Consider the following 24234-nt stretch of genomic DNA (forward strand, 5'->3'; position numbering starts at 1 on the left):
CTCGTCGAGACGCACGTCCTCGCCCCCGGCAGGGCGGAGACGTGCGTCCCGGTGGGCGTCGCGCGGTGGTCCGCCGCGGGCGAGGGTGCGCCACGTGGCACGTCGCGTCGTCGGGGCGGGACAGCGGGACGCCCGCGGGCGCTCAGCGGGCGTAGCGCAGCTCCGCCCGTGCCCGGGCCTTGGCCGCCTCCACCTCGCGATCCTTCGGCGGGGCGGTGGTGGTGAGCCCGTCGAGCAGCTCCCGGGTCGCCGCGGCGACGGCGGCGACCGCCTTCTCGAACGCCTCCGCGTTGGCCTGCGACGGCTTCGCCGCCCCGGCGATCTTGCGGACGTACTGCAGGGCCGCGGCGTCCACCTCGTCGGTGGTGGCCGGCGGCTCGAAGTTGTGCAGCGTCCGGATGTTGCGGCACATGGGCACCCCCCGGATACGACGACGGCCCGCCCCGCGACGGTAGCGCGGAACGGGCCGTCGGCCGAGCGACGGCTACTTCACGACGTGCATCGACCCGTCGAGCTCCCCCGCCGCCTGACGACGGTTGAGCACCGCGAGCCGGGTGAAGGAGTTGTCGAACGCGCCCTGGGTCAGGCCGCGGGCCCGGTACTCGGTGGCGAGCTGCTCGGCGCCGGCCGGGATCGTCCAGGACGCCTCGAAGCCCAGCTCCTTGCGGGCCCGGGAGAAGTCCACCCGGTAGGACCGCGGGTCGTTCCCGGCCTCGCCGGTGATGTTCAGCGTCGAGCCGGGGACGGCGTCGATCACCGCCTGGGCGATCTCGGCGACGGTCCGGTTGTTCTTCTCGGTGCCGACGTTGTAGGCCCGGGACCGCACGACGTCGGCCGGGGCGCCCAGCGCGGCGACGACGGCACCGGCGATGTCCTCGGCGTGCGCGAGCGGGCGCCACGGGGTGCCGTCGGAGAGCACCGTGACCTCGTTCGTCAGGATCGCGCGGCCGACCAGGTTGTTCAGCACGATGTCGGCGCGCAGCCGCGGCGAGAAGCCGAACGCGGTCGCGTTGCGCATCGAGACCGGCACGAAGTCGGCGTCGGCGAGCTCGGCGAGGTCGTCCTCGACGCGGACCTTCGAGATCGCGTACGGGGTGACCGGCTTGAGCGGGGCGTCCTCGTCGACGAGGTCGTCGCCGGACTGGGCGCCGTACACCGAGCAGGTGGAGGCGTAGACGAAGCGGCCGACACCGGCGTCCTTCGACAGCCGGGCCAGCCGGGTCGACGCGTGGTGGTTGATGTCGTAGGTGATCTCCGGTGCGAGCGACCCCAGCGGGTCGTTCGACAGCGCCGCCATGTGGACGACGGCGTCGAAGCCGGAGAGCTGCTCCACGGTCACGTCACGCAGGTCGGTGCCGACGCCCTCGACGTCGGGGGTGTCCAGCGAACCCAGCACGCAGTCCGCGAACAGCCCGGAGTCCAGGCCGGTCACCTCGTGACCCGCGGCGGCCAGCAACGGCGCCATCACGGTCCCGAGGTAGCCCTGGTGCCCGGTGAGCAGTACGCGCATGAATGTCCCTTTCTCGGTGTGTGCGGGGTCAGAAGCCGCCGGGCTCGGAGCCGACCATCGGCGCCGGCGACAGTGTCATCTTCTGGACGTGGAAGGCCTCGGCGTAGCGGGCGTGGCACTGCACACCACGCACGCGGGCCAGGCCGCGGAAGGTCTCGTCGTCGAACCAGGTGCGGTCGCGCTGGCTGCCGTAGTGCTCGTTCAGCTTGGCGACCTTCTCGGTGAGCACCGGCTCGGACAGCGGCAGGAACACCGTCGGCTGTACGAGGTCACCTTCCCACTTGAGGATCTCGTAGCCGAGCGTCAGGTGGTCACGGAAGGCGGTCGGGATCATCTGCGACAACGTCCGGTGGTCCTGGTGGGCGTCGTGCGGTGACGGCCCGAACACCAGGTCCGGCTCGCCGCGGGTGCGCAGGTCCTCCAGCGCCGTCTTGGCCCGCTCCCAGTGCTGCGGGACCCGGCCGTCGGGCAGGTCCAGCACGACGACCTCGAGATGCGCACCCGGGGTGAACGCGGCCAGCGCGGCCCGCTCCTCCTCCTCGCGCAGCGAGCCGGCCCCGGTCAGGACCAGGGCGGTGACCTGCACACCCGGGTAGGCACGGCACAGCTCCAGCAGCGTCCCACCGGCCCCGATCGGGATGTCGTCGCAGTGCGCGCCGAGCAGCAGGATGCGGTCCAGCCGCTCGGGCAACAGGTTCAGCACGTCTCTCGATCCCCCGGGTGGTGCGCGGTCAGGCGCGCTGGTGGCTGCTGCGGTGCATCTCCGCGATGGCGGCCTGCAGCGGGTCGCGGTCGGTCCCGTGGGACTCCCAGAGCATCCACGGCCGCGCGCCGCTCTGGTAGGCCGCCTCCAGGGCGTTGCGTTCCTTCACGGTGTCCGCGGGCTGCCAGAAGCCGCGGTGCCGGTAGGCCGCCATGCGACCGCTGCGGGCCAGCGGGGCGGCGGCGTCGGCGATCAGGTCGCAGTCCTTCTCCAGGAAGTCGAAGATCTCCGGCCGGAACATCAGGTAGCCGCCGTTCTCCCAGATCGGCATCTCCTGCAGCGTCGTGATCGATTCCAGCCTGCCGTTCTCGTCGACGTCGACGCAGTGGAAGGCCGACTGGGGCGGCACCGCCATCAGCTGGCCGACGGCGTCGGTCCCGGTGAAGTGCTCGACCATCCTGTCCAGCGGCGCGTCGGTCAGCACGTCGGCGTAGTTCGCGTGGAACATCTCCTCGTCGGCGACCAGCGCCTTCACCCGGCGCAGGCGCTCGCCGATCGGCGAGTCCAGACCGGTGTGGACGAACGTGATGTTCCAGTCCTGGATGTCGCTGCCCATCAGCTCGATCTCGTTCTGGTGCAGCACGAAGTCGTTGGACTCGGTCTCGTCGTAGTTCAGGAAGTAGTTCTTGATGTGGTGGGCACCGTAGCCCAGGCACAGCACGAAGTCCTTGTGGCCGAAGTGGGCGTAGTAGCGCATGACGTGCCAGATCAGGGGCCGCGGCCCCACCGGGTGCATCGGCTTCGGGAGGTCGGAGGCGCCGTCGCGCATCCGCATGCCGTAACCACCGCAGAACAGGACGACCTTCACGTCAGACCACCTCGAGCGACGGGATCGGGAAGACCAGCGTGCCGCCCCACTCACGGACGTAGGACAGCTGCTCGATCAGCTCGGTGCGCAGGTTCCAGGGCAGGACCAGCACGTGGTCGGGGCGGTCCTGCGCGATCCGCTCCGGCGCGTGGATCGGGATCCGGGTGCCCGGCGTCAGCCGCCCGTGCTTGTACGGGTTGCGGTCGACGGTGTACTCGAGCAGGTCGGGCCGGATGCCGCAGTAGTTGAGCAGGGTGTTGCCCTTGCCCGGCGCGCCGTAGCCCACGACGCGCCTGCCCCGGCGGCGGGCGTCGATGAGGAAGGACACGAGGTCGTCGCGGATGGTGGAGACGGCCTCGGAGAACCCGTCGTGCCCCTCCGGGGTGTGCAGCCCCGCGGCCTCCTCGGCGGCGAGGACGTCACGGACCGCGGCGCTGGGCCCGCCGGCGATCCCGGCCGGGCGTGCCCACATGCGGATCGAGCCGCCGTGCGTGTCGAGCAGCTCGACGTCGACCAGGGCCAGACCGCCCGCGGCGAGCGCCCGCTGCCCCGTCAGCAGCGTGTAGTACTGGAAGTGCTCGTGGTAGATCGTGTCGAACTGCCTGCGCTCGACGAGCGTGAGCAGGTGCTGGACCTCGATCGAGACCCAGCCGTCGTCGGCGACCATCGCGCGCAGGCCCTGCGCGAAGCCGACGACGTCGGGGATGTGGGCGAACACGTTGTTGCCGCAGACCAGGTCGGCCGGGCCGTGCTCGGCGCGGACCCGGGCCCCGGTCTCCGGGGTGAGGAACGCGGTCAGCGTCGGTACGCCCTTGTCCCGGGCGGCCTCCCCGACGTTCACGCTCGGCTCGACGCCCAGGCAGCGGATGCCCCTCGCGACCACGTGCTGGAGCAGGTAGCCGTCGTTCGACGCGACCTCGACGACGAACGAGCCGGAGCCCAGCCCGGCGCGCTCGGCCGCCGAGTCGACGAAGCGGCGGGCGTGCTCCACCCAGGACGAGCTGAACGAGGAGAAGTAGGCGTACTCGGAGAACGTCTCCTCCGGGCTGATCTCCGGCGGCAGCTGGGCCAGCAGGCACCCGTTGCACACCCGGACGTGCAACGGGAAGGTCTGCTCGGGCAGTTGCGCCGTCTGCTCGGTCAGGAACAGCTCGCAGGGCGGTGTCGCGCCCAGGTCGCAGAAACTGCGCAGGTCGGTCGTGCCGCAGAGACGGCACGCCGACGCCGTCCCGGCCCCGATGGACGACGTCGTCCCGGAGGTGTCCGCGTTCAGCACGCACGGAAGTGTGTCAACTCGACACGGATCCGCCGCGCCCGGGGTACGCGTCACCCGTTAGTGGGTGTTTGTCCGTGTCCGCGGTCGTCGCGGGTCCCCGCGCAGGGCGGGTGCGCTGCGAGGACGGCACCGTCGACGTGTCACGATGACCGGGCCCCACGATCCGCCGTGGTGTAACGGCAGCACCTCGGATTTTGGTTCCGATGGTCCAGGTTCGAATCCTGGCGGCGGAGCGCTCCCCGGTCGCACACGCGGAGCCGGTGGCGCGGTCGCCGTCGTCGAACGTGCTCGTGCGGGCGCGCCACGTCACTAGGCTGCGGGCCGTGACCCCCACCACGGACACCGCGCCCGAGCCCCAGGACGTCACCGCGCCGCTCACCGCGGCGGCCGCCTTCCTCGTCCTGCGGGTCGCCGACGGCGCCGAGGACCGGGTCCGCGCGGTGCTCGGCGACACCGCGGGCCTGGTCAAGACGGTCCGGATCGGGGCCGACGGCGCGGCGTTCCACTGCACGGTCGGCATCGGACACCGGGTGTGGGACCGGGTGGTCGGAGGCCCCACACCGCGGGAGCTCGCGCCGTTCCGGGAGATCGCCGGAGCTGCGCACACCGCCGTCGCCACCGAGGGAGACCTGCTCTACCACCTGCGGGCCGACACGCGGGACCTGGTCGTCCGGTTCGAGATGCTGCTGCTGGAGGCGTTCGGCGACGCGGTCACCGTGGTGGACGAGACGGCGGGCTTCCGCTACCGGCACGGCCGCGACCTGCTGGACTTCGCCGACGGCACGGCCAACCCGGACGGTGCGGCCCTCCCGGCGGCGACGCTGGTCGGGGACGAGGACCCGGCGCACGCGGGCGGCAGCTACGTCGTCGTCCAGCGGTACCTGCACGACCTGGCGGCCTGGCGTGGGCAGGGCGTCGCGACGCAGGAGCAGATCGTCGGGCGCACCAAGTTCGACGGGGTCGAGCTGCCCGACGCCGAGCAGGGCCAGAAGTCGCACAAGACGCTGTGCACGATCACCGACGACGAGGGCGTCGAGCACGACATCCTGCGGGACAACATGCCGTTCGCGTCGCCGGGCAGCGGTGAGTACGGCACCTACTTCATCGGCTACTCCCGCCGGCTGTGGGTCGTGGAGACGATGCTGCGCCGGATGTTCGTCGGCGACCCTCCGCCGCTGCACGACCGCATCCTCGACTACTCGACCCCGACGACGGGCTGCACGTTCTTCGTCCCCGCCCGACCCGTCCTCGACGGCCTGGGCGACTGACCCGGACACGACGACGCCCCGCCCGGAGATCCGGGCGGGGCGTCGGGTGTCGGGGTCTCAGCTCTCCAGCGCGGCGTCCAGCGTGATCTCGACGCCGGTCAGCGCCTTCGACACGAGGCAGCCCGCCTTGGCGGCCTCGGCGGCCTTCGCGAAGCCGTCGGCGTCGAGGCCGGTGACCTCACCGCGCACCTTCAGGGTGATGCCGGTCAGATTGAAGCCGCCGTTGTCCTTGTCCGGCCCGAGCGAGACGTCGGCGGACACGTCGAGGGACTCGGGCGTCCCCCGGCCTCGGCGATGTTCGCCGAGAGCTGCATCGCGTAGCAGGCGGAGTGCGCCGCGGCGATGAGCTCCTCCGGGCTGGTGGTGCCGCCGGCGTCGTCCGCGGCACGCTTGGGGAAGCTGACCTCGTAGGTGCCGACCTTGGAGCTGGACAGCTCGACCTGGCCGGACCCCTGCTCCAGGGTGCCGTTCCATGCGGTGCGGGCGCTGCGCGTGGGCATCGTGACCTCCGTGTCGTGGGTGACCGGTTTTGCACAACCGATCATGCGGCAGTCTTCTCCGCTCCGGTCGTTCCCGCCACCCCCGGCCGGCAAACGCGGCGGGTCAGCGGGGGATGTTGGTGACCTCGACCCGGTCGCCGACCTGCAGCGAGGTGAACCAGCGCTCGGCGTCGGCGCGGGACAGCCGGACACAGCCCGCGGACTCGGTCTCGGTGTTGCCCTCGTGGAAGGCGATGCCACCGGGGGCGAAGAAGACCGCGAAGGGCATCGGCGCGTTGTTGAACTCCGCGCTGCGGTGGTCCTTGTTCTTCCACTGGACCTGGAAGACCCCGGCCGGGGTGCGCTGGCCCTTCTTCCCGAACGACGCCGGGACCGGCCCGGCCTCGATCCGTCCGTCGCGGATCAGCCAGGCCGTGCTGTTCGCGAGGTCGACGCAGGCGCGCGCGGCCGCCGTGCACGGAGTGCCCTCGGCGAGCAGCGGGCCGCCCCGCCCGGGCTCCGTCGGCGCCGCGGACGCCGTCCCGATCATCCCGGCGGTCAGACCGGCCAGCACCAGCCCCACCACCGTGACCAGGACCATCATCACCCGGGGCCGCCGACGGCGTCCCTCGACCTCGCGCGTCATCGCACTCCGCTCATCGGCATCGCGGACGGTGATCGGTCGATCACCGTCGTCTGAACGGTGGAACGAGACCGGCGCCCGACCGGTTACCACCCGAAGGGTTGATCTTGGGTTTACGGCGGCGGCACGGCCCCCGCGACGGGCCCGCCGGGTCCGCCGGGGCCGTCCCCGTACGATGCCGTACCGGCACGGCGCGTCCCGCGTCCTCCGCCCGGCACGGGCGGCGAGTCCGGCAGGAGGAACCGAACATGCCCGAACCCGACCGGGCCGGCACCGGTGACCGACCGGCACCCGGAACGGCGGCGGTCGCGGCCGGCATCGTGCTCGCGGCGGGCGCGGGCTCGCGGATGCGGTCGTCGACCCCGAAGGTGCTCCACGAGCTGGGCGGGCGCAGCATGCTCGGCCACGCCGTGCACGCACTGGCCGGCACCGACCCCGAGCACCTCGTGGTCGTCGTCGGACACCAGCGCGAGCGGGTGGAGCAGGCCGTGGACGGCATCTCCGCCGCCCTCGGACGCACCGCCACCACCGCCGTCCAGGAGCAGCGCCTGGGCACCGGGGACGCGGTCCGCAGCGGACTCGCCCCGCTCCCGGCGGACCTGGCCGGGACCGTCCTGGTGACCTACGGCGACGTCCCGCTGCTCGACACCGCGACACTGTCCGCCCTGGTCACCGAGCACACCGGGCACGGCGCCGCGGTCACCCTGCTGACCTGCGAGGTCGCCGACCCGACCGGCTACGGGCGGATCGTGCGCACCGCAGCGCGCCCCGGGGGTGCGGACGGTGCCGTGGTCGGGATCGTCGAACAGGCCGACGCGACGCCGGAGCAGCGGGCCATCGCCGAGGTCAACTCCGGGGTCTACGCCTTCGACGCCGCGTTCCTGCGCGACGGGATCACGGGCCTGGCCGCCCACAACGCCCAGCAGGAGCTCTACCTCACCGACCTGGTCGCCGCCGCCGTCACCGCGGACCGGACGGTGCACGCCGTCCGCTGCGACGACGAGTGGCGCGTGCGCGGGGTGAACGACCGCGTCCAGCTCGCCGAGCTCGGCGCGGAGCTGAACCGCCGCGTGCTGCGCGGGTGGATGCTGGCCGGCGTGACCGTGGTCGACCCCGTGACCACCCGGGTCGACGTCGACGTGCGGCTCGCCCCCGACGTGGTCCTGCACCCGGGCACCCAGCTGCTCGGTGCGTGCGAGGTCGGCGAGGGCGCCGCGATCGGCCCCGACACCACACTGACCGACACCGTCGTCGGGGCCGGCGCCGGCGTCGTGCGCACCCACGGGTCGGAGTCCCGGATCGGGCCCGGCGCCTCGGTCGGTCCGTTCGCCTACCTGCGCCCCGGCACGGTCCTCGGCGAACGCGGCAAGATCGGCACGTTCGTCGAGGTCAAGAACTCCGACATCGGCGCCGGCACCAAGGTCCCGCACCTGACCTACGTCGGCGACGCGACGATCGGCGAGATGAGCAACATCGGAGCCTCGTCGGTGTTCGTCAACTACGACGGCGTCCGCAAGCAGCGGACCGTCGTCGGATCCCATGTGCGGACGGGGTCGGACACGATGTTCATCGCCCCGGTCACGGTCGGGGACGGCGCCTACACCGGTGCCGGGACCGTGCTCCGCTCCGACGTCCCGCCGGGGGCGCTGGCGGTGTCGGGTGGACCACAGCGCACCATCGAGGGGTGGGTGCCGCGCAAGCGACCCGGCACCCCGGCCGCCGAGGCGGCACAACGGGCGGGCCACGACCCGTCCGCGAACGGCACGACCAGCACCGACGGCGCAGGACACACCACCTCCGCCGGTACGACAGACCCGGGAGACCTCAGCCGAGGAGGCACCGCACGGTGAGCGCGATCGCAGGCACTCCCAAGAAGAACATGATGCTGTTCTCGGGGAGGGCGCACCCGGAGCTCGCCGATCACGTGGCGAAGGAGCTCGACGTCACGGTCACCCCGCAGTCGGCCTACTCCTTCGCGAACGGTGAGATCTTCTGCCGCTTCGAGGAGTCGGTCCGCGGGAGCGACGCGTTCGTGATCCAGGCGCACTCCGCCCCGATCAACGACGCGATCATGGAGCAGCTGATCATGGTCGACGCGCTCAAGCGCGGCTCGGCCAAGCGGATCACCGCGGTCATGCCGTTCTGGGGCTACGCCCGGCAGGACAAGAAGCACCGTGGCCGCGAGCCCATCTCGGCCCGCCTCGTCGCCGACATGTTCAAGACCGCGGGCGCCGACCGGATCCTGACCCTGGACCTGCACACCTCGCAGATCCAGGGCTTCTTCGACGGCCCGGTGGACCACCTGTTCGCGCTGCCGGTGCTCGCCCAGCACATCAAGAGCACCCGGCCGGACGGCAACTTCGCCGTCGTCTCCCCCGACTCGGGGCGGGTCCGCCTGGCCGAGCGCTGGGCCGAGACCCTCGGCGGGACGCCGCTGGCGTTCATCCACAAGACCCGCGACCCGCTCAAGCCCAACGAGGCCGTCGCGAACCGGGTGGTCGGTGAGATCGAGGGCCGCTGTTGCGTGGTCATCGACGACATGATCGACACCGGTGGCACGGTCGCGAAGGCGGTCGAGGTCCTGCTCAAGGAAGGCGCCTCGGACGTGATCGTGGCCGCCACCCACGGCGTGCTGTCAGGCCCGGCCACCGAGCGCCTGGCCAACTGCGGCGCGTCGGAGGTCATCTTCACCGACTCGCTGCCGATCCCGACCGAGAAGCGCTTCGACAGCATGACCGTGCTGCCGATCGCCCCGCTGCTGGCCGAGGCCATCCACCAGGTGTTCGAGGACGGCTCGGTCACGAGCCTGTTCGACGGCAACGCCTGAGCAGCCGCACGTCATCCGACGGCGTCCCACCGTGAGGTGGGGCGCCGTCGGTCGTCGCGGGGTCAGTCCCCGGCGGAGGCGAGCCCGGCGGGCGCCGCGGCCCGTCCCGAGGCCTCGTGCAGCCGGTCGAGCACCTCGTCGACGACGGCGGCGTCGGCGCCCAGCAGCGCGCGGTAGCGGTCCAGCACCGGTGCGACCGCGGCGTCCCAGTCGGCCAGGGCCGCGCGGCCCCGCTCCGTGGCGACGACCAGCACCCGGCGCCGGTCGGCGGCGTCGGGCCTGCGGTGCACGAGGTTCACCGCGGTCATCCGGTCGACGAGCTTGGTCGCGCGCGGGGCGAGCAGCAGGGCGTGCTCGGCCAGCGCGCTCATCGTCGCGCCGCCCCGGGCCACGAACCCCAGGACCCGCCACTGCTCGACCTCCGAGCCGCGGGCCTGCAGCGCGTCGTCGAGCTGCTGGTCCAGCCTCCGCCCCACCGCGCACAGCAGGCGCAGGGACTCGTCCCCGGCCGGCCGCTCGTTCTCCGCGGGCACCGACATGAGCGCATCGTAACCGGACGTTTTCGCCCGAGGGGCTGGGTGGGCGACGCCGGGATGGATAGCGTCACCTGCATGACTCCGGTCCCGGACCCCGGGCGCGCGACGGCCGCGCCGGCCCGCGGGAGCGAGGTGCTCAACGTGGCGCTGGTCGTCCCGCTGCAGGGTCCGGCGGGCCTCTTCGGGCCCTCCTGCGAGACCTGCGCGACGCTGGCGGCCGAGGAGGTCAACGCCGCGGGCGGGGTGCTCGGCCGGGAGCTGAACCTGGTGCCGGTCGACGGCGGCGCGCCCCCCGCCGTCGTCGCCGCGGAGCTGGACGCGCTGGTCAGCGCCGGGGCGGTGGACGCGGTCACCGGCTGGCACATCTCGGCGGTCCGTGGGGCCGTCGCACCCCGGATCCGTGGGCGCGTGCCCTACGCCTACACCGCGCTCTACGAGGGCGGCGAGCAGCGGCCGGGGCTGTTCCTGACCGGGGAGACCCCGGACCTGCAGCTGGGCCCGTCGCTGAGCTGGTTCGCCGAGGCCGCCGGGGTGCGCCGCTGGACGATCGTCGGCGACGACTACGTGTGGCCGCGCCGCTCCGCGCAGGTCGCGGCCGAGCACCTGCGCCGGATCGGCGGCACGGTCTGCGACGAGATGTACGTCCCGCTGGGCACCGAGGACTTCTCCCGCGTGCTGCGCCGGGTCGAGGCGAGCGGCTGTGACGCCGTCCTGATGCTGCTGATCGGCAACGACGCCGTCGAGTTCAACCGGGCCTTCGGCGCCGTCGGCCTGGACCGGGAGGTCCTGCGGTTCAGCTCGCTGATCGAGGAGAACGTGCTGCTGGCCTCCGGCCCGGAGAACACCCGCGGCCTGCTGACCTCGGCCGGCTACTTCGAGGACCTCGCGACGGCGTCGGGCCTGGACTTCGCGGCCGCGCACGCCCACCGCTTCGGCCCGGACGCGCCGGTGCTCAACAGCCTCGGCGAGTCCTGCTACGAGGGTGTCCGGCTGCTGACCGAGCTGATGCGCCGGGCCGGGTCGCCCGAGGTCCCGGCGATGACCGCGGTCGCCGAGGGACTGGCCTACGAGAGCCCGCGCGGGACCGTCGAGGTGCACGGGCGGCATCTGCGCCAGCAGGTGTTCCTCGCCGTCGCGGACGGGGTGGCCTGGGACGTCGTCCAGCAGCTCTGACCGGTCCGTTGACACCTCCGCCCGACCGTCGTACTTTCCCTGGAAATTATTTCCTCGGACGCATGCCGGTTCGCCCGGCGTGCCGGGAGGCAGGACCGTGGCGCTCTACGTCTACCGGTGCGGGAACGACGGCACCGTCGAGGAACGGCACCCGATCGGCAGCGCCCCCGCCACGGCACGCTGTCCCACCTGCGGGCAGGACTCCCCGCGCGTCATCACCGCCCCGATGCTCGGTCTCGCCGACCGCGGCCGCGTCGCCCTGATCGACCGCACGACGGCGACGGCGCACGAGCCGCAGGTCGTCTCCGCCCCTCCCCCGCGTCCGCTGCGTCCGGGCGGGCCGCCGCTGCACCCCGCCACCCGCGGACTGCCCCGCCCCTGAGCCGCGTCCCCGACCCGTCCCGCCCCCGACCGCGGGGCGTCGCGTGCGGTCGCGACCCGACCCACTCCGCCTGCTCGACCGCACCGCACCGCACCGTGTCGCCGCACGACCCCTCCGCTCCGTCCGCACCGCACCGCACCGCGCCGTGTCGCCGCACGACCCCTCCGCTCCGTCCGCGTCCGCACCGACCCCGGGAGTGCCCGATGCCCAGGAACGTCTTCCCCCTCGACAGCACCAGGACCTTCACCGACCAGCAGCTGACCGGCCACAACCGGTGGCACCCCGACATCCCGGCGCAGGTGCACGTCAAGCCGGGCGACACCTTCCGCGTCGACTGCCGCGGGTGGTTCGACGGCGCCATCCACAACGACGACTCGGCCGACGACATCCTGAACGCACCGCTCGCCGGGGTGCACGTGCTGTCCGGGCCGATCGCCGTCGAGGGGGCGCAGCCGGGCGACCTGCTGATCGTCGACATCCTCGACGTCGGCCCGATCCCGCAGGAGGACTCCGGCCCGCTCGCCGGCCAGGGCTGGGGCTACACCGGGGTGTTCGCCACCCGCAACGGCGGCGGCTTCCTCACCGAACAGTTCCCGGACGCCTACAAGGTCGTCTGGGACTTCCGGGGCGGGACGGCCACGTCCCGGCACGTCCCGGGCGTGTCGTTCACCGGGATCGTCCACCCCGGACTGATGGGCACGGCGCCGTCGCCCGAGCTGCTCGGCCGCTGGAACGCCCGCGAGCAGGCCCTGATCGACACCGACCCGCAGCGGGTGCCGCCGCTCGCACTCCCGCCGAACCCGGACTCGGCGATCCTCGGCTCGCTGACCGGCGCCGACTTCGACCGGGCCGCCGCGGAGGCCGCGCGCACCGCGCCGCCGCGGGAGAACGGCGGCAACCAGGACATCAAGAACCTGACGAAGGGCAGCCGGGTCTTCTACCCGGTGTTCGTCGACGGGGCGAACCTCTCGATGGGCGACCTGCACTTCTCCCAGGGCGACGGCGAGATCACCTTCTGCGGCGCGATCGAGATGGGTGGGTTCATCGACCTGCACGTCGACGTCATCAAGGGCGGCATGGCGACCTACGGCGTCTCCGAGAACGCGATCTTCGTCCCGGGCAACACCGACCCGCAGTACAGCGAGTGGATCGCCTTCTCCGGTACGTCGGTCACCCTCGACGGCGAGCAGCGCTACCTCGACTCGCACCTGTCGTACCAGCGGGCCTGCCTGCACGCGATCGACTACCTGACGAACTTCGGGTACTCCCCGATCCAGGCCTACATGATCCTCGGGGCGGCGCCGATCGAGGGCAGGCTGTCCGGGTCGTGGACATCCCGAACTCGTGCTCGACGGTGTACCTCCCGACCGGGATCTTCGACTTCGACGTCACGCCCGGCAAGAACGGCCCGCACCGCATCGACCCGGGCCCCGGCGTGCCCCACTCGGTGGCCTGAGCAGCCGGTTCCGGGGTCGTCCCGGGGGCTGGCCCCGGGACGACCACGGGCCTGGCGTACTCTTCTCGGCATCTCCGCGGCGAGGGCGGGTGCACTCTTGACCCGCCGTGATCGACGTGGGCCGATCCCGGTCGGCTCCTCGCCGCGCGCGCCTTCCACCGCAGACAGTTCGAGGAGCAGTTCCCGTGGCCCAGACCCGCATCCCCGCCGAGACCCGGACCGAGTTCGGCAAGGGTGCCGCCCGTCGCACCCGTCGCGCCGGCAAGATCCCCGCCGTCCTCTACGGCCACGGGACCGACCCCGTCCACCTCTCGCTGCCGTCGCTGCAGTTCGCCGCGGTCGTCCGCGAGCAGGGCCGCAACGCCGTGCTCGAGCTCGACGTCGACGGCAGCAGCCCGCAGCTCGCGCTGACCAAGACCGTGGTCGTGCACCCGCTGCGCCCCTACATCGAGCACGTCGACCTGCTCGTCATCAAGCGGGGCGAGAAGGTCGAGGTCGAGCTCGACGTCGTCGTCACCGGCGAGGCCGCCCCCGGTTCGCTGGTCACCCAGGACCTCAACACCGTCCTGGTCGAGGCGGACGTGCTGAACATCCCGGAGAACATCGAGATCTCCGTGGAGGACGCCGAGATCGGCACCCAGTACTTCGCCAAGGACCTCAGGCTCCCCGGTGGCGTCGAGCTGCGCACCGACGAGGAGTACCTCGTCGTGCAGGTCGTCCCGGCCCCGACCGAGGAGGACCTCGAGGCCGAGATCGACACCGAGGGTGCCGGCGTGGTCGAGGAGCCCTCGGACGAGGAGCAGGCCGCCGACGGCGACGCCGAGGGCGAGGGCGACTCCGCCGAGGGGTCCGCGGACTCCGAGGGCGACTCCGAGTCCTCCGACAAGTGAGTCCCGTGCCGGGGCCGGCCCTCGTCGTCGGGCTCGGGAACCCGGGCCCGGAGTACGAGGGCACCCGGCACAACGTCGGCACCCGCGTCGCCGCACTGCTGGCGGCGCGGGCCGGCGCCGGTCGGTTCTCCGCGCACAAGCGGTCGAACTCCGACATCGCGCAGGGCCGGCTCGCCGGCAGGCCGGTGACCGTGGCCGTCCCCCGGACCTACATGAACCTCTCGGGCGGCCCGGTCGCCGGGCTCGCGGCGTACTTCTCGATCCCGCCGACCGAGGTGGTCGTCGTCCACGACGAGCTGGACCTCGACTTCGGCGTGGTCCGTCTCAAGCGCGGCGGCGGCGAGGGCGGGCACAACGGCCTGCGCTCGATCAGCAAGGCGCTCGGGACCAAGGACTACCTGCGCGTGCGGTTCGGCATCGGCCGTCCGCCGGGTCGCCAGGACCCCGCGGACTACGTGCTCAAGCGGTTCTCCGGCGTGGAGAACAAGGAGCTCGACCTCGGTCTGGACCTCGCGGCGGACGCCGCCGAGGCCCTGCTGTCCGACGGCCTGGAGCCGGCCCAGAACCGGTTCCACCCGCTGTCGGGCTGAGCCCGGTCCTCGCCGGGAGCCCCGGTCCCCGCCGGGACCGGGGCTCCCGCGCATCCGGGCCCTCCGACCCCGTCCCCGATCCGGTCGGGGCCGGGACCCGGCGGGCGGCAGGGTCAGCGGCGGGCGGTCAGCAGGTCCGCCGTCGCGGCGCGGCGGAGCTTCCCGGACGGGGTCTTGGGCAGGCTGCCCGGCGCGAGCACCGCGACCTCGGCGGGGCGTACCCCCACCGCCGAGACGACGCGGCGGATCACGTCGTCGCGGATCCGGCGCACGGCGTCCGGGCCGTCGGCGTCCTTCGCCTCGACGGCGACCGCGAACGACTCCCGGTGCCGCCCCTGCCCCGCGGCCATCCGGACCGCGACGACGTTGCCGGCACGCACGCCCTCGGCTCCGCCCGCGGCCCGCTCGATGTCGGTCGGGTAGATGTTGCGCCCACCCATGATGATCACGTCCTTCGTGCGGCCGCACACCACGACGGCGCCACCGGGGGTCAGGTAGCCCTCGTCGCCGGTGTCGAACCAGCCGTCGCGGTCCTGGGTGGACACCGGGCCGTCGACGGTGAGGTAGCCGGGCGTCACGGCGTCGCCGCGCAGGTGCAGCACACCGACCTCGCGCGGCCCCAGTGTCCGGCCGCCCGAGCCGACGACCTTCACCTCGATCCCGGGCAGCGGTGGCCCGAGCTCGGGGAACTCGCGCACCGGCCCGTCGCCCGCCGGCTCGGCGCGGCGGTGGGCCTCCAGCGACTCGGCGTCGACCCGGTCCACCGTCAGTCCACCGTGGACGGGAGCGAAGGACACCCCGAGCGCGGTCTCGGCCATCCCGTAGGCACACAGCACCGACTCCGGACGCAGGCCGAACCGGGCGCCCGCCTCGACGAACGCCGCGACCGCCGCCGGGTCCACCGGTTCGGCCCCGTTGAGCGCCAGCCGCAGCGACGACAGGTCGAGGGCGCCGTCGTCGACCCTGGCGAGCTGGCGGGCCAGCACGGCGTAGGCGAAGTTGGGCGCCGCGGTGACCGTCCCGCCGTAGGAGGAGATGAGCTCGGCCCACAGCCGCGGTCGGCCCAGGAAGTCCGCGGGCGTGACGGTGACCAGGTCCAGCCCGACCGTCATCGGGACGGTCAGGAACCCCACCATCCCCATGTCGTGGAACAGCGGCAGCCACGACACCATCCGGTCGGTCGCGACGTCCAGCGCGGACGCGGTCACCATCGCCCCGATGTTGGCGTGCAGGTTCGCATGGGTGATCCGTACGGCCTTCGGGGCCGCTGTGGAACCGCTCGTGAGCTGGAGCAGCGCCGTGTCACCCTCGTCGGCGACGGCCGCGTCCGCGACGAACGCCGCCGGGTCTCCGGTCAGCGTGTCGAGCATCCGGAACGGGACACCCCGCTCGGTCAGCACCGGGGCGAGGGCGTCGAACGGCGGGCCGAGCAGCACCATCGCGGCGTCGACCATCGTCAGCGTGGTGACCGTGTCGGCCGCCCACTCGGCGAGGTCGGTGCGCGGGGTCGGCTGGTGCAGCATCGTGACGCTGCCGCCGCACAGCCACACCGCCTGCGCGACCGGGGCGATCGCGGCGGGCTCCCCGGCCAGCACCCCGACGGCGCCGCCGAAGGGCAGCGCCGGCCCGCCGTCCCGGCCGGGGCGGCGCAGGGCGTCCGCGATCCCGCGCGCCGTCCCGTGCACCTCCGCCCAGGAACGCCGGACGGGATCGCGCGGCTCCCCCGTCGTCATCCCGCGGGCGGGCCCGTCGGGACCGGTAGCGGACTCCAGCAACGTCGCCAGGAATCGGGACATGCGCCCGAATGTAGCGACGAACCGCCCGTACGCGGTGGCACGGTCGACGACCGGCCGCGCACGACGCGCCGCCGCGTAGCATCCGGGCGCATGGCCGAGCCGCACACCGCCCCTGCTCCCGCCGACCTCTCCGCCGCCGTCGACGCGGTCCTCCCGGGGGCGCGCACGGACCTGGAGGCCCTGGTCCGGATCCCGAGCATCTGGGCCGACCCGGCGCACGCCGAGGACACCCGTCGCTCCGCGGACGCGGTCGCCGCGCTGGCCCGCGACGCGGGCGCCGCGTCGGTCGAGATCCTCTCCGCCGAGGGCGGGGCCCCGGCCGTCGTCGCGCACTGGCCCGCGCCCGAGGGCGCGCCGACGGTGATGCTCTACGCCCACCACGACGTCCAGCCCACCGGCGGGGACGAGGAGTGGACCAGCCCGCCGTTCACCCCGACCGAGCGCGCCGGCCGGCTCTACGGCCGCGGCGCCGCCGACGACAAGGCCGGCGTGATGACCCACCTCGCCGTGCTCCGCGCCTACGACGGGACGCCCCCGGTCGGGGTCGTGCTGTTCATCGAGGGCGAGGAGGAGTCCGGCTCCCCCACCCTGACCGCGCTGCTGGCCGAGCACCGCGACGCGCTCGCCGCCGACGTCATCGTGATCGCCGACGCGGCGAACCCGGCCGTCGACGTCCCGGCGCTGACCACGAGCCTGCGCGGGCTGGTCGACGTGGTCGTCGAGGTGTCGGTGCTGGAACGCCCGGTGCACTCCGGTGTGTACGGCGGCCCGGTCGGCGACGCGCTCACCGCGCTGTGCCGCACCCTGGCCACGCTGCACGACGACCAGGGCGAGGTCGCCGTCCCCGGCCTGGTGCGGGGCAGCTCCGACGCGCCCGACCCGGACGAGGCCACCTACCGTTCCGACGCCGGGCTGCTCGACGGCGTGGAGCTGCTCGGCACCGGCTCGATCCCGGACCGGGTCAACCACGCCCCGGCCGTCGCGGTGCTGGGGATCGACGCGCCGAAGGTCGCCGAGGCGTCGAACGTGCTGCTCCCCCGCGCCCGGGCGATGGTCAGCATGCGGCTGGCCCCCGGCCAGGACGCCCTCGAGGCCCGGCGCGCGCTCACCGAGCACCTCGAGGGCAACGTCCCGTGGGGTGCGCACGTGTCGGTGACGCCCGGCCACGGCGTCGCCGAGCCGTTCAGCCTGTCCTCGACCGGCGAGGTCTACGACCACGCCCGCGCCGCCTTCTCCGCCGCCTACGGCAACGACGCCGTCGAGACCGGCATCGGCGGGTCCATCCCGTTCATCGCCGAGTTCGCGCGGACCTTCCCCGGCGCGGCGGTGCTGGTCACCGGGGTCGGGGACCCGGCCAGCCGCTGGCACGGCATCGACGAGAGCCTGCACCTGGGCATGTTCGGACGCGGGGTGCTGGCCGAGGCGCTGCTGCTGGGGCGGCTCGGCGGGCGCGGCTGAGCGCCGCGCCCGGTCCCGTCACAGCGCGACGACCGGCGCCGCCTCCTCCAGCGCCGCCGACGCCGTCTCCGCGGTCGTCACCCGTCGTCGCGCGTCCCCGACGCCCAGAAGGCTCACCAGACCGCGCCTGCCGTGCAACGGCTGCGCGGGCCCGGTGACCCCGGCCGCGGCCAGCCTGGCCGCGGCGACACCGTCGAGCACCGCGTCGGCCTGCGCCGATGCACGCAGTACGTCGCTCGCCGAGTCCCCGGCCACACCGGTGACCTGGGTGGCGGCGAGCCCGAGGGCGTGCAACACGGTCCGGGGCGGGGCGCCCGCCGCGGCTGCGGCCGCCAGCGCCGCCGCCACCCGGACGACCGCGGCGGACGGCACCGCCAGCGTCCGTGCCAGGTCCAGGGCGACGCCGGCCGCCGCGGCGGGCGCCATCGCGTCGGTGCCGTCGCCGCAGGCCAGGGCGGCGGCCACCGCTGCGACGACCGCCGGGTCGTGCCCGTTGCCCAGCGCGCGCGTCACCAGCATGGCCCGGCGGCGCGGGTCGGGCTCATGCGGCGCGTCGTCGAGGGCGGACCGTCCCCGGCCTGCCAGGTGGCCCAGCAGCTCCGCGCCCCGCGGGCCGGGCCGGACCGCGCCGTGCGCGACGAGCTCGGCCAGCGCCGCGTCGGCCCCGGAGACGGGGACCGCGGACTCCGGCGCCCGACGCGGCAGCGCCCGGTCGGGCACGGTCGCGGCCAGCAACGCGGGCACCCAGCCGGGTCCGGTGGCCCGGCACGCCCGGCCCAGCTCGGCGGCGCGGCCCGGCAGCGTCGGCTCGACCAGCGCGCGTGCCTTCGCCGCCAGGTCGTCGTCGGTCATCGGGCGGGCCAGGCTCCCCCGGACGTGCACGACGTCGTGGTGGCGCCACTCGTCCCCGATCCGGATCCGCAGCCGGGCGGCGTCGCGGGCGCAGCCGTCCCCGGCGGAGAAGCGGACCAGGGAGCGCAGCCGGGCCGCCTCGTCGCGGTGCACCAGGTCGTCGTCGTAGGCGGGGAGGCCGACCTGTCCGAGGAGCAGACCGGCCGCGATGCCGTGCGCGGTGGAGAAGCGGGCCTGCAGCCCGTCGGCGGGGTCGGTGTTGCCGGTGAGCTCGGGCACGAGCGGGTGGCAGACGAGCTCGACCTCCTCGATCACACGGGTGTCACCGGCCGGGAGGCCAGCGTGCAGGGCCTCGGCGGCCTCGATCGCCGGGTGGGTCACGATGCCGCAGGGGTAGGGCTTGAAGGTGTTCGCGCACAGCTCCCACCGGGTGCCGAGGTCGTCGAGCAGCTCGCCGGGCCGGAACACCCCGGCGGCGAGCCGGGTCGCGAGACCCGACGGGCCGGTGAGCACGTCACCCGGCCACGGGGCGTCGTCGACGGCCGCCTGCACCGCGCGCAGGCCGACGACGGCCGCCTGCCCGGGGTGGAACGGTTTGGTCATCGACCCGAAACCCTCCCGGTTGCCGACCGGGCCGCCGGCCGCGAGCGCCGTGGCGACGGCGAGGCGGTCCACGTCGAGCCCTCGCAGCAGGCCCGCCGTCACCGCGGCGCCGACCGGGCCGCAGGTGCCGGTGATGTGCCAGCCGGCGTCGTAGTGCTCGGGCGAGATCGCGTTGCCCAGCCGCAGCTGTGCCTCGACGCCCCAGGACACGGCGGTGAGCACCTCGTCGGCGTCCCGGGTCGCCTGTCCGTCCTGCAGCGCGACCAGCGTCGCCAGTTCGACGGCGCCGGGATGGATCACGGTACGCAGGTGGGTGTCGTCGAAGTCGTCGAGGTGGGCGGCGAGCCCGGTGGCCAGGGCCGCGTCGAGGGGGTGCAGACGCTCGGGCCGGCCGGGGACGACCGCGGTGCCGCCCGGTGCCATCGCGGTGGAGGCCGCGACGACCGCGTCCACGGCCGGGGCGCCGGCCGCACCGACGGCGGTGGCGACGACGTTGGCGACGGTGCGCCGGGCCGCGGCGAGCACCTCGTCCGGCAGTGGGTCGCGCCGGTCGAGGATCCGTCGGGCGAGGGTGTGCAGGGTGTGGGACACCGGCGTTCTCTCCTGGGTCGTGGGGTGCGGGGCAGGACGGCCGGTCACAGGCCGACCAGGGGGGCCATGAGCAGGACGCCGACGACGAGCACCGTCACCCCGAGGACGTCGAAGACGACGCCGCTGCGGATCATCTTCGTGAGCGGGACGAGGCCCGATCCGTAGACGATGGCGTTCGGCGGGGTCGAGACCGGGAGCATGAAGCCGTACCCGGCCGCGGCCGTCGCGACGAGTCCGGGGATCAGCGGGTCGACGCCGATGGCCACCGCGATCGGGACCACGATCGGCACGACGATCCCGGCACTCGCGGTGTTGCTGGTGGTCTCCGACACGAGCAGGGCCATGACGGCCGCGAGCACCGTCACCGCCACCAGCGACGACACCCCGAGCCCGGAGGCGAGACCGTCGCCGAACGTCCTGGCCAGACCGGTCTCCGACGACAGCGACCCGAGCACGGTGCCGGCGCCGAAGAGCAGGATGACGCCCCAATCGATCTTGACCGCCTCGGCCCAGGTGAGCGTCGGGACCCGGCCCCCGTCATCCGCCGAGCGGGCGGGCAGCAGGAACAGCAGGGTGGCCGCGAAGACGGCCGCGACCCCTTCGGTCGCGTGCTCGGTGAGCCAGCGCACGACCGGGGAGTCCTCGCCGATCACCGCGCCGAGGACTCCCGGGGCGGTCCAGAGCACGACGGCGACGACGAACGCGACGACGGTGTTCTTCTCCCCCCGGGTCACGCCGCCGAGGGCCGCCCGCTGTTCGGCGACGAACTCGGCGGCGCCGTCGAGCCGGGTGACCTCGGGCCGGTTGAGCAGGAGCAGCAGGGCGGCCAGCACCACGAACATGACCAGCACGACGGGCAGGAACATCGTCACCCACTCGACGAAGCCGATGGTGCGACCGGTCTGCGACTCGACCAGGTCACGGCCGATCAGCTGGTGCGGCGCACCCACCGGGGTGATGAGTCCCCCGATCGACGCCCCGTAGGCGATCATGAGCATCACCGACGTCGCCCAGCGGGAACGCGACAGGTCGGGACCCCCCTCGCGGACGCTCACCGTGCTCACCGAGCGGACGATGCCGATCCCGATCGGCAGCAGCATCGCCACGGTCGCGGTGTTGGACACGAACGCCGAGATCGTGGCCGCCATCGCACCGAACGCGATCATCGTCCGCACGGGCGATCCTGCGATGCCCGACACCGACAGCGCACGGAGCGCGATCCGGCGGTCGAGCCCGTGCACACTCATCGCCCGGGCGATGACGAAGCCGCCGAGGAACACGAAGATCGTGTCGGTCCCGAAGGCCCCGAGCACGGTCTCCTCGTCGGCGACCCCGAGGAAGACGCACAACAGGACCGCGAAGACGGCCGTCACCGCCAGCGGCAGCGCCTCGGTGACCCACCAGATCATCACCAGCACGAACACCGCGGCCAGTGCTCGCTGGGGCCACACCAGACCGTCGGCCAGCAGCAGCACCGCGACGAACGCGAGCGGCCCCGCGGGCATCCCGATCCGGCTCCGCACGGTGTCGAAGCGGCCGGCTGCCGGCGCCGTGGCACCTGCCCCGTCACCGCCCGACGCGCCGGCGCGATCCCCTGACTGCACTGTCATGGTGCCCACCTTCCGAAACGACGTACCGTAATGCGGGCACCGTAGACGACCCTGCGCCGCGACGGCAACGCCCGGCCCGGCCGGGGCGCTCGCTAGGCTCCGGCCCGTGGAGGCACGACGCGACGACACCGCCGAACCGAACTCGGGCGGTGGCGTCCAGTCGATCGACCGGGCGGTCGCGATCCTGTCCGTCTTCTCCCGCGCCCGACCGGTCGCCGGGATCTCCGAGATCGCCCGGCTCACCGGGCTGACCCGGGGGACGACCCACCGCCTGGTCAGCGCGCTGGCCAGCCACGGGTTCATGGCCCAGGCGGCGGACTCGACCGCGTACTCGCTCGGTCCCCGACTGCTCGGTCTCGGCGAGGTGGCCCGGGAACAGCTGACGCTCGAGTCACAGGCCGTCCCGATCATGACTCAGCTGCGCGACCGGACCGGCGAGACCGTCGGCCTCCACGTGCTCGACGCCGAGCCCAGCCGACGGACCATCGCCCAGGTCGAGTCCCAGCAGCCGCTCCGACGCATCTACACCGATCTCGGCGTCGCCCGCCCCGCCCACGAAGGGGCGCCGGGAAAGGCACTGCTCGCCCACGCCGCGCCGGAGCGGCTCGCGCTGGTCCGCCGGCGTCTGGCCGACGCCCCGTCGGCACAGGAGCGACTCGACCGGCAGATCGAGGGGGTGCGACGCGCGGGCTTTGCGATCTCCCTGGAGGAGCGCGTCCCCGGCGTCGTGGCGGTGGCCATGCCGGTCTTCGACCACACAGGAGCCGTCGCCGCACTGTCGGTGTCGGTCCCGGCGGTCCGGGCCGGCCGCGACGAGCTCGTCGGGTTCGTGCCCGTGCTGCGGGAGGCGGTCGACGAGCTGTCGGCCCGTCTCGGCGGGACCGGGGCCCCCGTCCCGCCGGACGGCTGACAGAGCCGCCCGGCACCCGCAGCCCGCGTGCGATCGACGACGGATGGGTACACGGCATCATGAAGTTCGGCATCGCAACGTTCGTGACCGATGAGGGCATCCGTCCCGGGCCGCTGGGCCGGGCGCTGGAGGAGCGCGGATTCGACTCGGTGTTCCTCGCCGAGCACTCGCACATCCCGACCAGCCGGGAGTCGCCCTACCCCGGCGGCGGTGACCTGCCGCGGGTCTACTACCGCACGCTCGACCCGTTCGTCGCCCTCACCGCGATGGCGGGGACGACCACCGACCTGCTCCTGGGCACCGGCATCGTGCTGCTGCCCCAGCGCGACATCATCCACACCGCCAAGCAGACCGCGAGCCTGGACCTGGTGTCGGGCGGGCGGCTGCTGTTCGGTGTCGGCGCCGGGTGGAACCGCGAGGAGATGCGCAACCACGGCGTCGACCCGAGGACCCGCGGCCCGCTGATGACCGAGCAGCTGCACGCGCTGCGGGCACTGTGGACCGAGGACGAGGCCGAGTTCCACGGCGAGTACCTGCACCTCGACCGCTCGTTCTCCTGGCCCAAGCCGGACCGCACCCCGCCGATCTACCTCGGCGGGGAGAGCGAGGCCGCGCTGAACCGGCTCGCCGAGGTCGGTGACGGCTGGCTGCCGCGCGGGCACACCTCCTTCGACGAGATCCGCCGGGTCCGCGCCGACCTGGCCGAGCGCGGCAAGCCGGACGTGCCGACCACGGTGTTCGGCGGGGAGCCGGACCCGGACGTCGTCGCCGGGTACGCCGAGGCGGGTGTCGAGCGGGTCACCTTCCTCCTCCCGACGCTGCCCGAGTCCGAGACCCTCGCGAAGCTCGACGAGCTGGCGAAGGTGGTCACGGCGTCCGGCTGAGCGCCCCCAGCACCAGCGCGGTGAGCACCTCCGGGGCGTCGAGCTGGATCAGGTGCCCTGCCCCGGGCACCAGGTGCAGCTCGGCCCCCGGCACCGCTGCGGCCAACCGGTGCGCGCGGTCGACCGGTATCCAGGTGTCCTCCGTGCCCCACACCACCTGCACCGGCAGGTCCAGCTCGCCGTAGCGCGGCTCGACCTCGTCGGTGAAACGCTGGTCGGCCTGCGCGATCTGGCGGTAGAACGCGGCCGCACCCTGCTCGCCCAACCACGGCCCGACCAGCGCGTCCTCGTCGGCGGGCCGCAGCGGCCGGTGCGCGGCACCCCGCACGTAGGCCCGGACGAGTGCCTCGTGCAGCGGCCCCGGCAGCGCCGCGAACACCGCGGCGTTCTCCCGCACCAGCCGGAAGAACGGCGAACCCCACGGCGCGAGCGCGACGACGTCGACCAGCGTCAGCGACCGGTAGGCCGCGCCGTGCAGCAGGTGCGCACGCAGGGCGACGGCGCCGCCGTAGTCGTGGACGACGACATGCGGCGGCTCGGGCAGGTCCCACCGCTCGAGCAGCCCGGCCAGCACCCGGCCCTGGACGCCGAGCGAGACGTCCGCGCTGCGCCCGGACACCCCGTAGCCCGGCATGTCCCACAGCAGGACCCGGTGCGACCCGGCCACCGCCGCGGCGATCGGCGCCCACAGCCACGACGACCAGGGGGTGCCGTGGCAGAACACCACCGGCAGCCCCGAGCCCCGTGCGGTCCAGCGCACCCGGTGACCGTCCACGACGAACTCGTCATCCAGCTCCACGGTCCCACCGTGCCACGACGCCCCGACATCGTTCCGGGACACGATGACCAGGACGTCGATCCGGCTGCTCGGTCCCGCCTCCGTCACCCCCGGTGACGGGGTGAGCCGCGGGCCCGCCGGTCCACGACCG

The 24234-nt window shown here is 73.8% G+C and carries 21 protein-coding genes, 1 tRNA gene and 2 pseudogenes; 12 read left to right on the forward strand and 12 right to left on the reverse strand.

What is annotated here, in order from left to right:
* Nucleotides 1-142: 142 nt before the first annotated feature.
* The 5 genes from KPF47_RS30990 to KPF47_RS31010 form a co-directional block, all read right to left on the reverse strand.
* On the reverse strand, nucleotides 143-412 hold the full coding sequence (locus KPF47_RS30990) for a DUF2277 domain-containing protein (protein WP_224392324.1): 270 nt from the start codon (nucleotides 410-412) through the stop codon (nucleotides 143-145).
* Between the two features lie 72 nt (nucleotides 413-484).
* The gene (locus tag KPF47_RS30995; protein ID WP_224392325.1) at nucleotides 485-1510 is read right to left on the reverse strand and encodes an NAD(P)-dependent oxidoreductase; all 1026 of its coding nucleotides are present in this window, start codon (nucleotides 1508-1510) and stop codon (nucleotides 485-487) included.
* Between the two features lie 28 nt (nucleotides 1511-1538).
* Nucleotides 1539-2213: a PIG-L deacetylase family protein gene (locus tag KPF47_RS31000; protein WP_224392326.1), complete on the reverse strand. Its 675-nt coding sequence runs from the start codon at nucleotides 2211-2213 to the stop codon at nucleotides 1539-1541.
* A 28-nt stretch (nucleotides 2214-2241) separates the two neighbouring features.
* Complete coding sequence (locus KPF47_RS31005) at nucleotides 2242-3081, reverse strand: sugar phosphate nucleotidyltransferase (RefSeq protein WP_224392327.1); 840 nt, start codon at nucleotides 3079-3081, stop codon at nucleotides 2242-2244.
* Between the two features lies 1 nt (nucleotide 3082).
* Complete coding sequence (locus KPF47_RS31010) at nucleotides 3083-4321, reverse strand: class I SAM-dependent methyltransferase (protein WP_224392611.1); 1239 nt, start codon at nucleotides 4319-4321, stop codon at nucleotides 3083-3085.
* Between the two features lie 198 nt (nucleotides 4322-4519).
* On the opposite strand from KPF47_RS31010, the gene KPF47_RS31015 reads away from it, so the two are divergent.
* Both KPF47_RS31015 and KPF47_RS31020 read left to right on the forward strand, forming a co-directional pair.
* A tRNA-Gln gene (locus KPF47_RS31015) sits at nucleotides 4520-4590 on the forward strand.
* Nucleotides 4591-4680: 90 nt separating this feature from the next.
* A complete protein-coding gene (locus tag KPF47_RS31020) occupies nucleotides 4681-5625 on the forward strand; it encodes a Dyp-type peroxidase (protein WP_224392328.1) in 945 nt (314 codons plus the stop codon).
* A 57-nt stretch (nucleotides 5626-5682) separates the two neighbouring features.
* Here the strand turns inward: KPF47_RS31020 and KPF47_RS31025 are convergent.
* Both KPF47_RS31025 and KPF47_RS31030 read right to left on the reverse strand, forming a co-directional pair.
* A pseudogene (locus KPF47_RS31025) lies at nucleotides 5683-6125 on the reverse strand (OsmC family peroxiredoxin).
* Nucleotides 6126-6228: 103 nt separating this feature from the next.
* On the reverse strand, nucleotides 6229-6750 hold the full coding sequence (locus KPF47_RS31030; RefSeq protein ID WP_224392329.1) for a L,D-transpeptidase: 522 nt from the start codon (nucleotides 6748-6750) through the stop codon (nucleotides 6229-6231).
* A gap of 344 nt (nucleotides 6751-7094) precedes the next feature.
* On the opposite strand from KPF47_RS31030, the gene glmU reads away from it, so the two are divergent.
* Nucleotides 7095-8597 (forward strand): bifunctional UDP-N-acetylglucosamine diphosphorylase/glucosamine-1-phosphate N-acetyltransferase GlmU, encoded by a 1503-nt coding sequence (gene glmU, locus KPF47_RS31035; RefSeq protein WP_374108931.1) that lies wholly within the window; start codon nucleotides 7095-7097, stop codon nucleotides 8595-8597.
* Nucleotides 8594-9574 (forward strand): ribose-phosphate diphosphokinase, encoded by a 981-nt coding sequence (locus tag KPF47_RS31040; RefSeq protein ID WP_224392331.1) that lies wholly within the window; start codon nucleotides 8594-8596, stop codon nucleotides 9572-9574. Before glmU ends, KPF47_RS31040 begins: the two co-directional genes overlap by 4 nt.
* 62 nt (nucleotides 9575-9636) lie before the next feature.
* Here KPF47_RS31040 and KPF47_RS31045 read toward each other — a convergent pair whose 3' ends face one another.
* Nucleotides 9637-10113, reverse strand: a complete 477-nt coding sequence (locus KPF47_RS31045; RefSeq protein ID WP_224392332.1) for a MarR family transcriptional regulator — start codon at nucleotides 10111-10113, stop codon at nucleotides 9637-9639.
* Nucleotides 10114-10185: 72 nt separating this feature from the next.
* On the opposite strand from KPF47_RS31045, the gene KPF47_RS31050 reads away from it, so the two are divergent.
* The 5 genes and pseudogenes from KPF47_RS31050 to pth all read left to right on the forward strand — a co-directional run bounded on the left by KPF47_RS31050 (nucleotide 10186) and on the right by pth (nucleotide 14601).
* A complete protein-coding gene (locus KPF47_RS31050) occupies nucleotides 10186-11283 on the forward strand; it encodes a substrate-binding domain-containing protein (protein WP_224392333.1) in 1098 nt (365 codons plus the stop codon).
* A 79-nt stretch (nucleotides 11284-11362) separates the two neighbouring features.
* On the forward strand, nucleotides 11363-11665 hold the full coding sequence (locus tag KPF47_RS31055; protein WP_224392334.1) for a zinc ribbon domain-containing protein: 303 nt from the start codon (nucleotides 11363-11365) through the stop codon (nucleotides 11663-11665).
* Between the two features lie 203 nt (nucleotides 11666-11868).
* Nucleotides 11869-13121: pseudogene (gene fmdA / locus KPF47_RS31060) on the forward strand (formamidase).
* 185 nt (nucleotides 13122-13306) lie between these two features.
* Nucleotides 13307-14011 carry a 50S ribosomal protein L25/general stress protein Ctc gene (locus KPF47_RS31065; protein WP_224392335.1) on the forward strand — a complete coding sequence of 235 codons (705 nt, stop codon included), beginning with the start codon at nucleotides 13307-13309 and terminating at the stop codon, nucleotides 14009-14011.
* Complete coding sequence (gene pth, locus KPF47_RS31070; RefSeq protein WP_224392336.1) at nucleotides 14008-14601, forward strand: aminoacyl-tRNA hydrolase; 594 nt, start codon at nucleotides 14008-14010, stop codon at nucleotides 14599-14601. Before KPF47_RS31065 ends, pth begins: the two co-directional genes overlap by 4 nt.
* A 113-nt stretch (nucleotides 14602-14714) precedes the next feature.
* Here pth and KPF47_RS31075 read toward each other — a convergent pair whose 3' ends face one another.
* Nucleotides 14715-16397, reverse strand: coding sequence for a fatty acyl-AMP ligase (locus KPF47_RS31075; RefSeq protein ID WP_224392337.1), 1683 nt, complete (start codon nucleotides 16395-16397; stop codon nucleotides 14715-14717).
* A 90-nt stretch (nucleotides 16398-16487) separates the two neighbouring features.
* On the opposite strand from KPF47_RS31075, the gene KPF47_RS31080 reads away from it, so the two are divergent.
* A complete protein-coding gene (locus KPF47_RS31080) occupies nucleotides 16488-17855 on the forward strand; it encodes a dipeptidase (RefSeq protein WP_224392338.1) in 1368 nt (455 codons plus the stop codon).
* 18 nt (nucleotides 17856-17873) lie between these two features.
* Here KPF47_RS31080 and KPF47_RS31085 read toward each other — a convergent pair whose 3' ends face one another.
* Together KPF47_RS31085 and KPF47_RS31090 are read right to left on the reverse strand one after the other, a co-directional pair.
* A complete protein-coding gene (locus tag KPF47_RS31085) occupies nucleotides 17874-19901 on the reverse strand; it encodes an MmgE/PrpD family protein (RefSeq protein WP_224392339.1) in 2028 nt (675 codons plus the stop codon).
* Nucleotides 19902-19945: 44 nt separating this feature from the next.
* Nucleotides 19946-21424: a DASS family sodium-coupled anion symporter gene (locus KPF47_RS31090; protein ID WP_224392340.1), complete on the reverse strand. Its 1479-nt coding sequence runs from the start codon at nucleotides 21422-21424 to the stop codon at nucleotides 19946-19948.
* A gap of 193 nt (nucleotides 21425-21617) precedes the next feature.
* Here KPF47_RS31090 and KPF47_RS40515 point away from each other — a divergent pair, with 193 nt between their 5' ends.
* Both KPF47_RS40515 and KPF47_RS31100 read left to right on the forward strand, forming a co-directional pair.
* Nucleotides 21618-22421: an IclR family transcriptional regulator gene (locus KPF47_RS40515; protein WP_224392341.1), complete on the forward strand. Its 804-nt coding sequence runs from the start codon at nucleotides 21618-21620 to the stop codon at nucleotides 22419-22421.
* Between the two features lie 59 nt (nucleotides 22422-22480).
* Nucleotides 22481-23305: an LLM class F420-dependent oxidoreductase gene (locus tag KPF47_RS31100; protein WP_224392342.1), complete on the forward strand. Its 825-nt coding sequence runs from the start codon at nucleotides 22481-22483 to the stop codon at nucleotides 23303-23305.
* Here the strand turns inward: KPF47_RS31100 and KPF47_RS31105 are convergent.
* Nucleotides 23289-24104, reverse strand: a complete 816-nt coding sequence (locus tag KPF47_RS31105) for an alpha/beta fold hydrolase (RefSeq protein WP_224392343.1) — start codon at nucleotides 24102-24104, stop codon at nucleotides 23289-23291. The two genes, KPF47_RS31100 and KPF47_RS31105, sit on opposite strands and share 17 nt — an antisense overlap.
* Nucleotides 24105-24234: the final 130 nt, after the last annotated feature.

The sequence above is a fragment of the Pseudonocardia sp. ICBG1293 genome (assembly GCF_020131355.1).
Lineage (GTDB): Bacteria > Actinomycetota > Actinomycetes > Mycobacteriales > Pseudonocardiaceae > Pseudonocardia.

Coding starts and splice junctions, on each gene's coding strand:
- KPF47_RS30990 (WP_224392324.1), bottom strand. CDS start 412: ATGTGCCGCAACATCCGGACGCTGCACAACTTCGAGCCGCCGGCCACC.
- KPF47_RS30995 (WP_224392325.1), bottom strand. CDS start 1,510: ATGCGCGTACTGCTCACCGGGCACCAGGGCTACCTCGGGACCGTGATG.
- KPF47_RS31030 (WP_224392329.1), bottom strand. CDS start 6,750: ATGACGCGCGAGGTCGAGGGACGCCGTCGGCGGCCCCGGGTGATGATG.
- glmU (WP_374108931.1), top strand. CDS start 7,095: ATGCGGTCGTCGACCCCGAAGGTGCTCCACGAGCTGGGCGGGCGCAGC.
- KPF47_RS31045 (WP_224392332.1), bottom strand. CDS start 10,113: ATGTCGGTGCCCGCGGAGAACGAGCGGCCGGCCGGGGACGAGTCCCTG.
- KPF47_RS31050 (WP_224392333.1), top strand. CDS start 10,186: ATGACTCCGGTCCCGGACCCCGGGCGCGCGACGGCCGCGCCGGCCCGC.
- KPF47_RS31075 (WP_224392337.1), bottom strand. CDS start 16,397: ATGTCCCGATTCCTGGCGACGTTGCTGGAGTCCGCTACCGGTCCCGAC.
- KPF47_RS31080 (WP_224392338.1), top strand. CDS start 16,488: ATGGCCGAGCCGCACACCGCCCCTGCTCCCGCCGACCTCTCCGCCGCC.
- KPF47_RS31100 (WP_224392342.1), top strand. CDS start 22,481: ATGAAGTTCGGCATCGCAACGTTCGTGACCGATGAGGGCATCCGTCCC.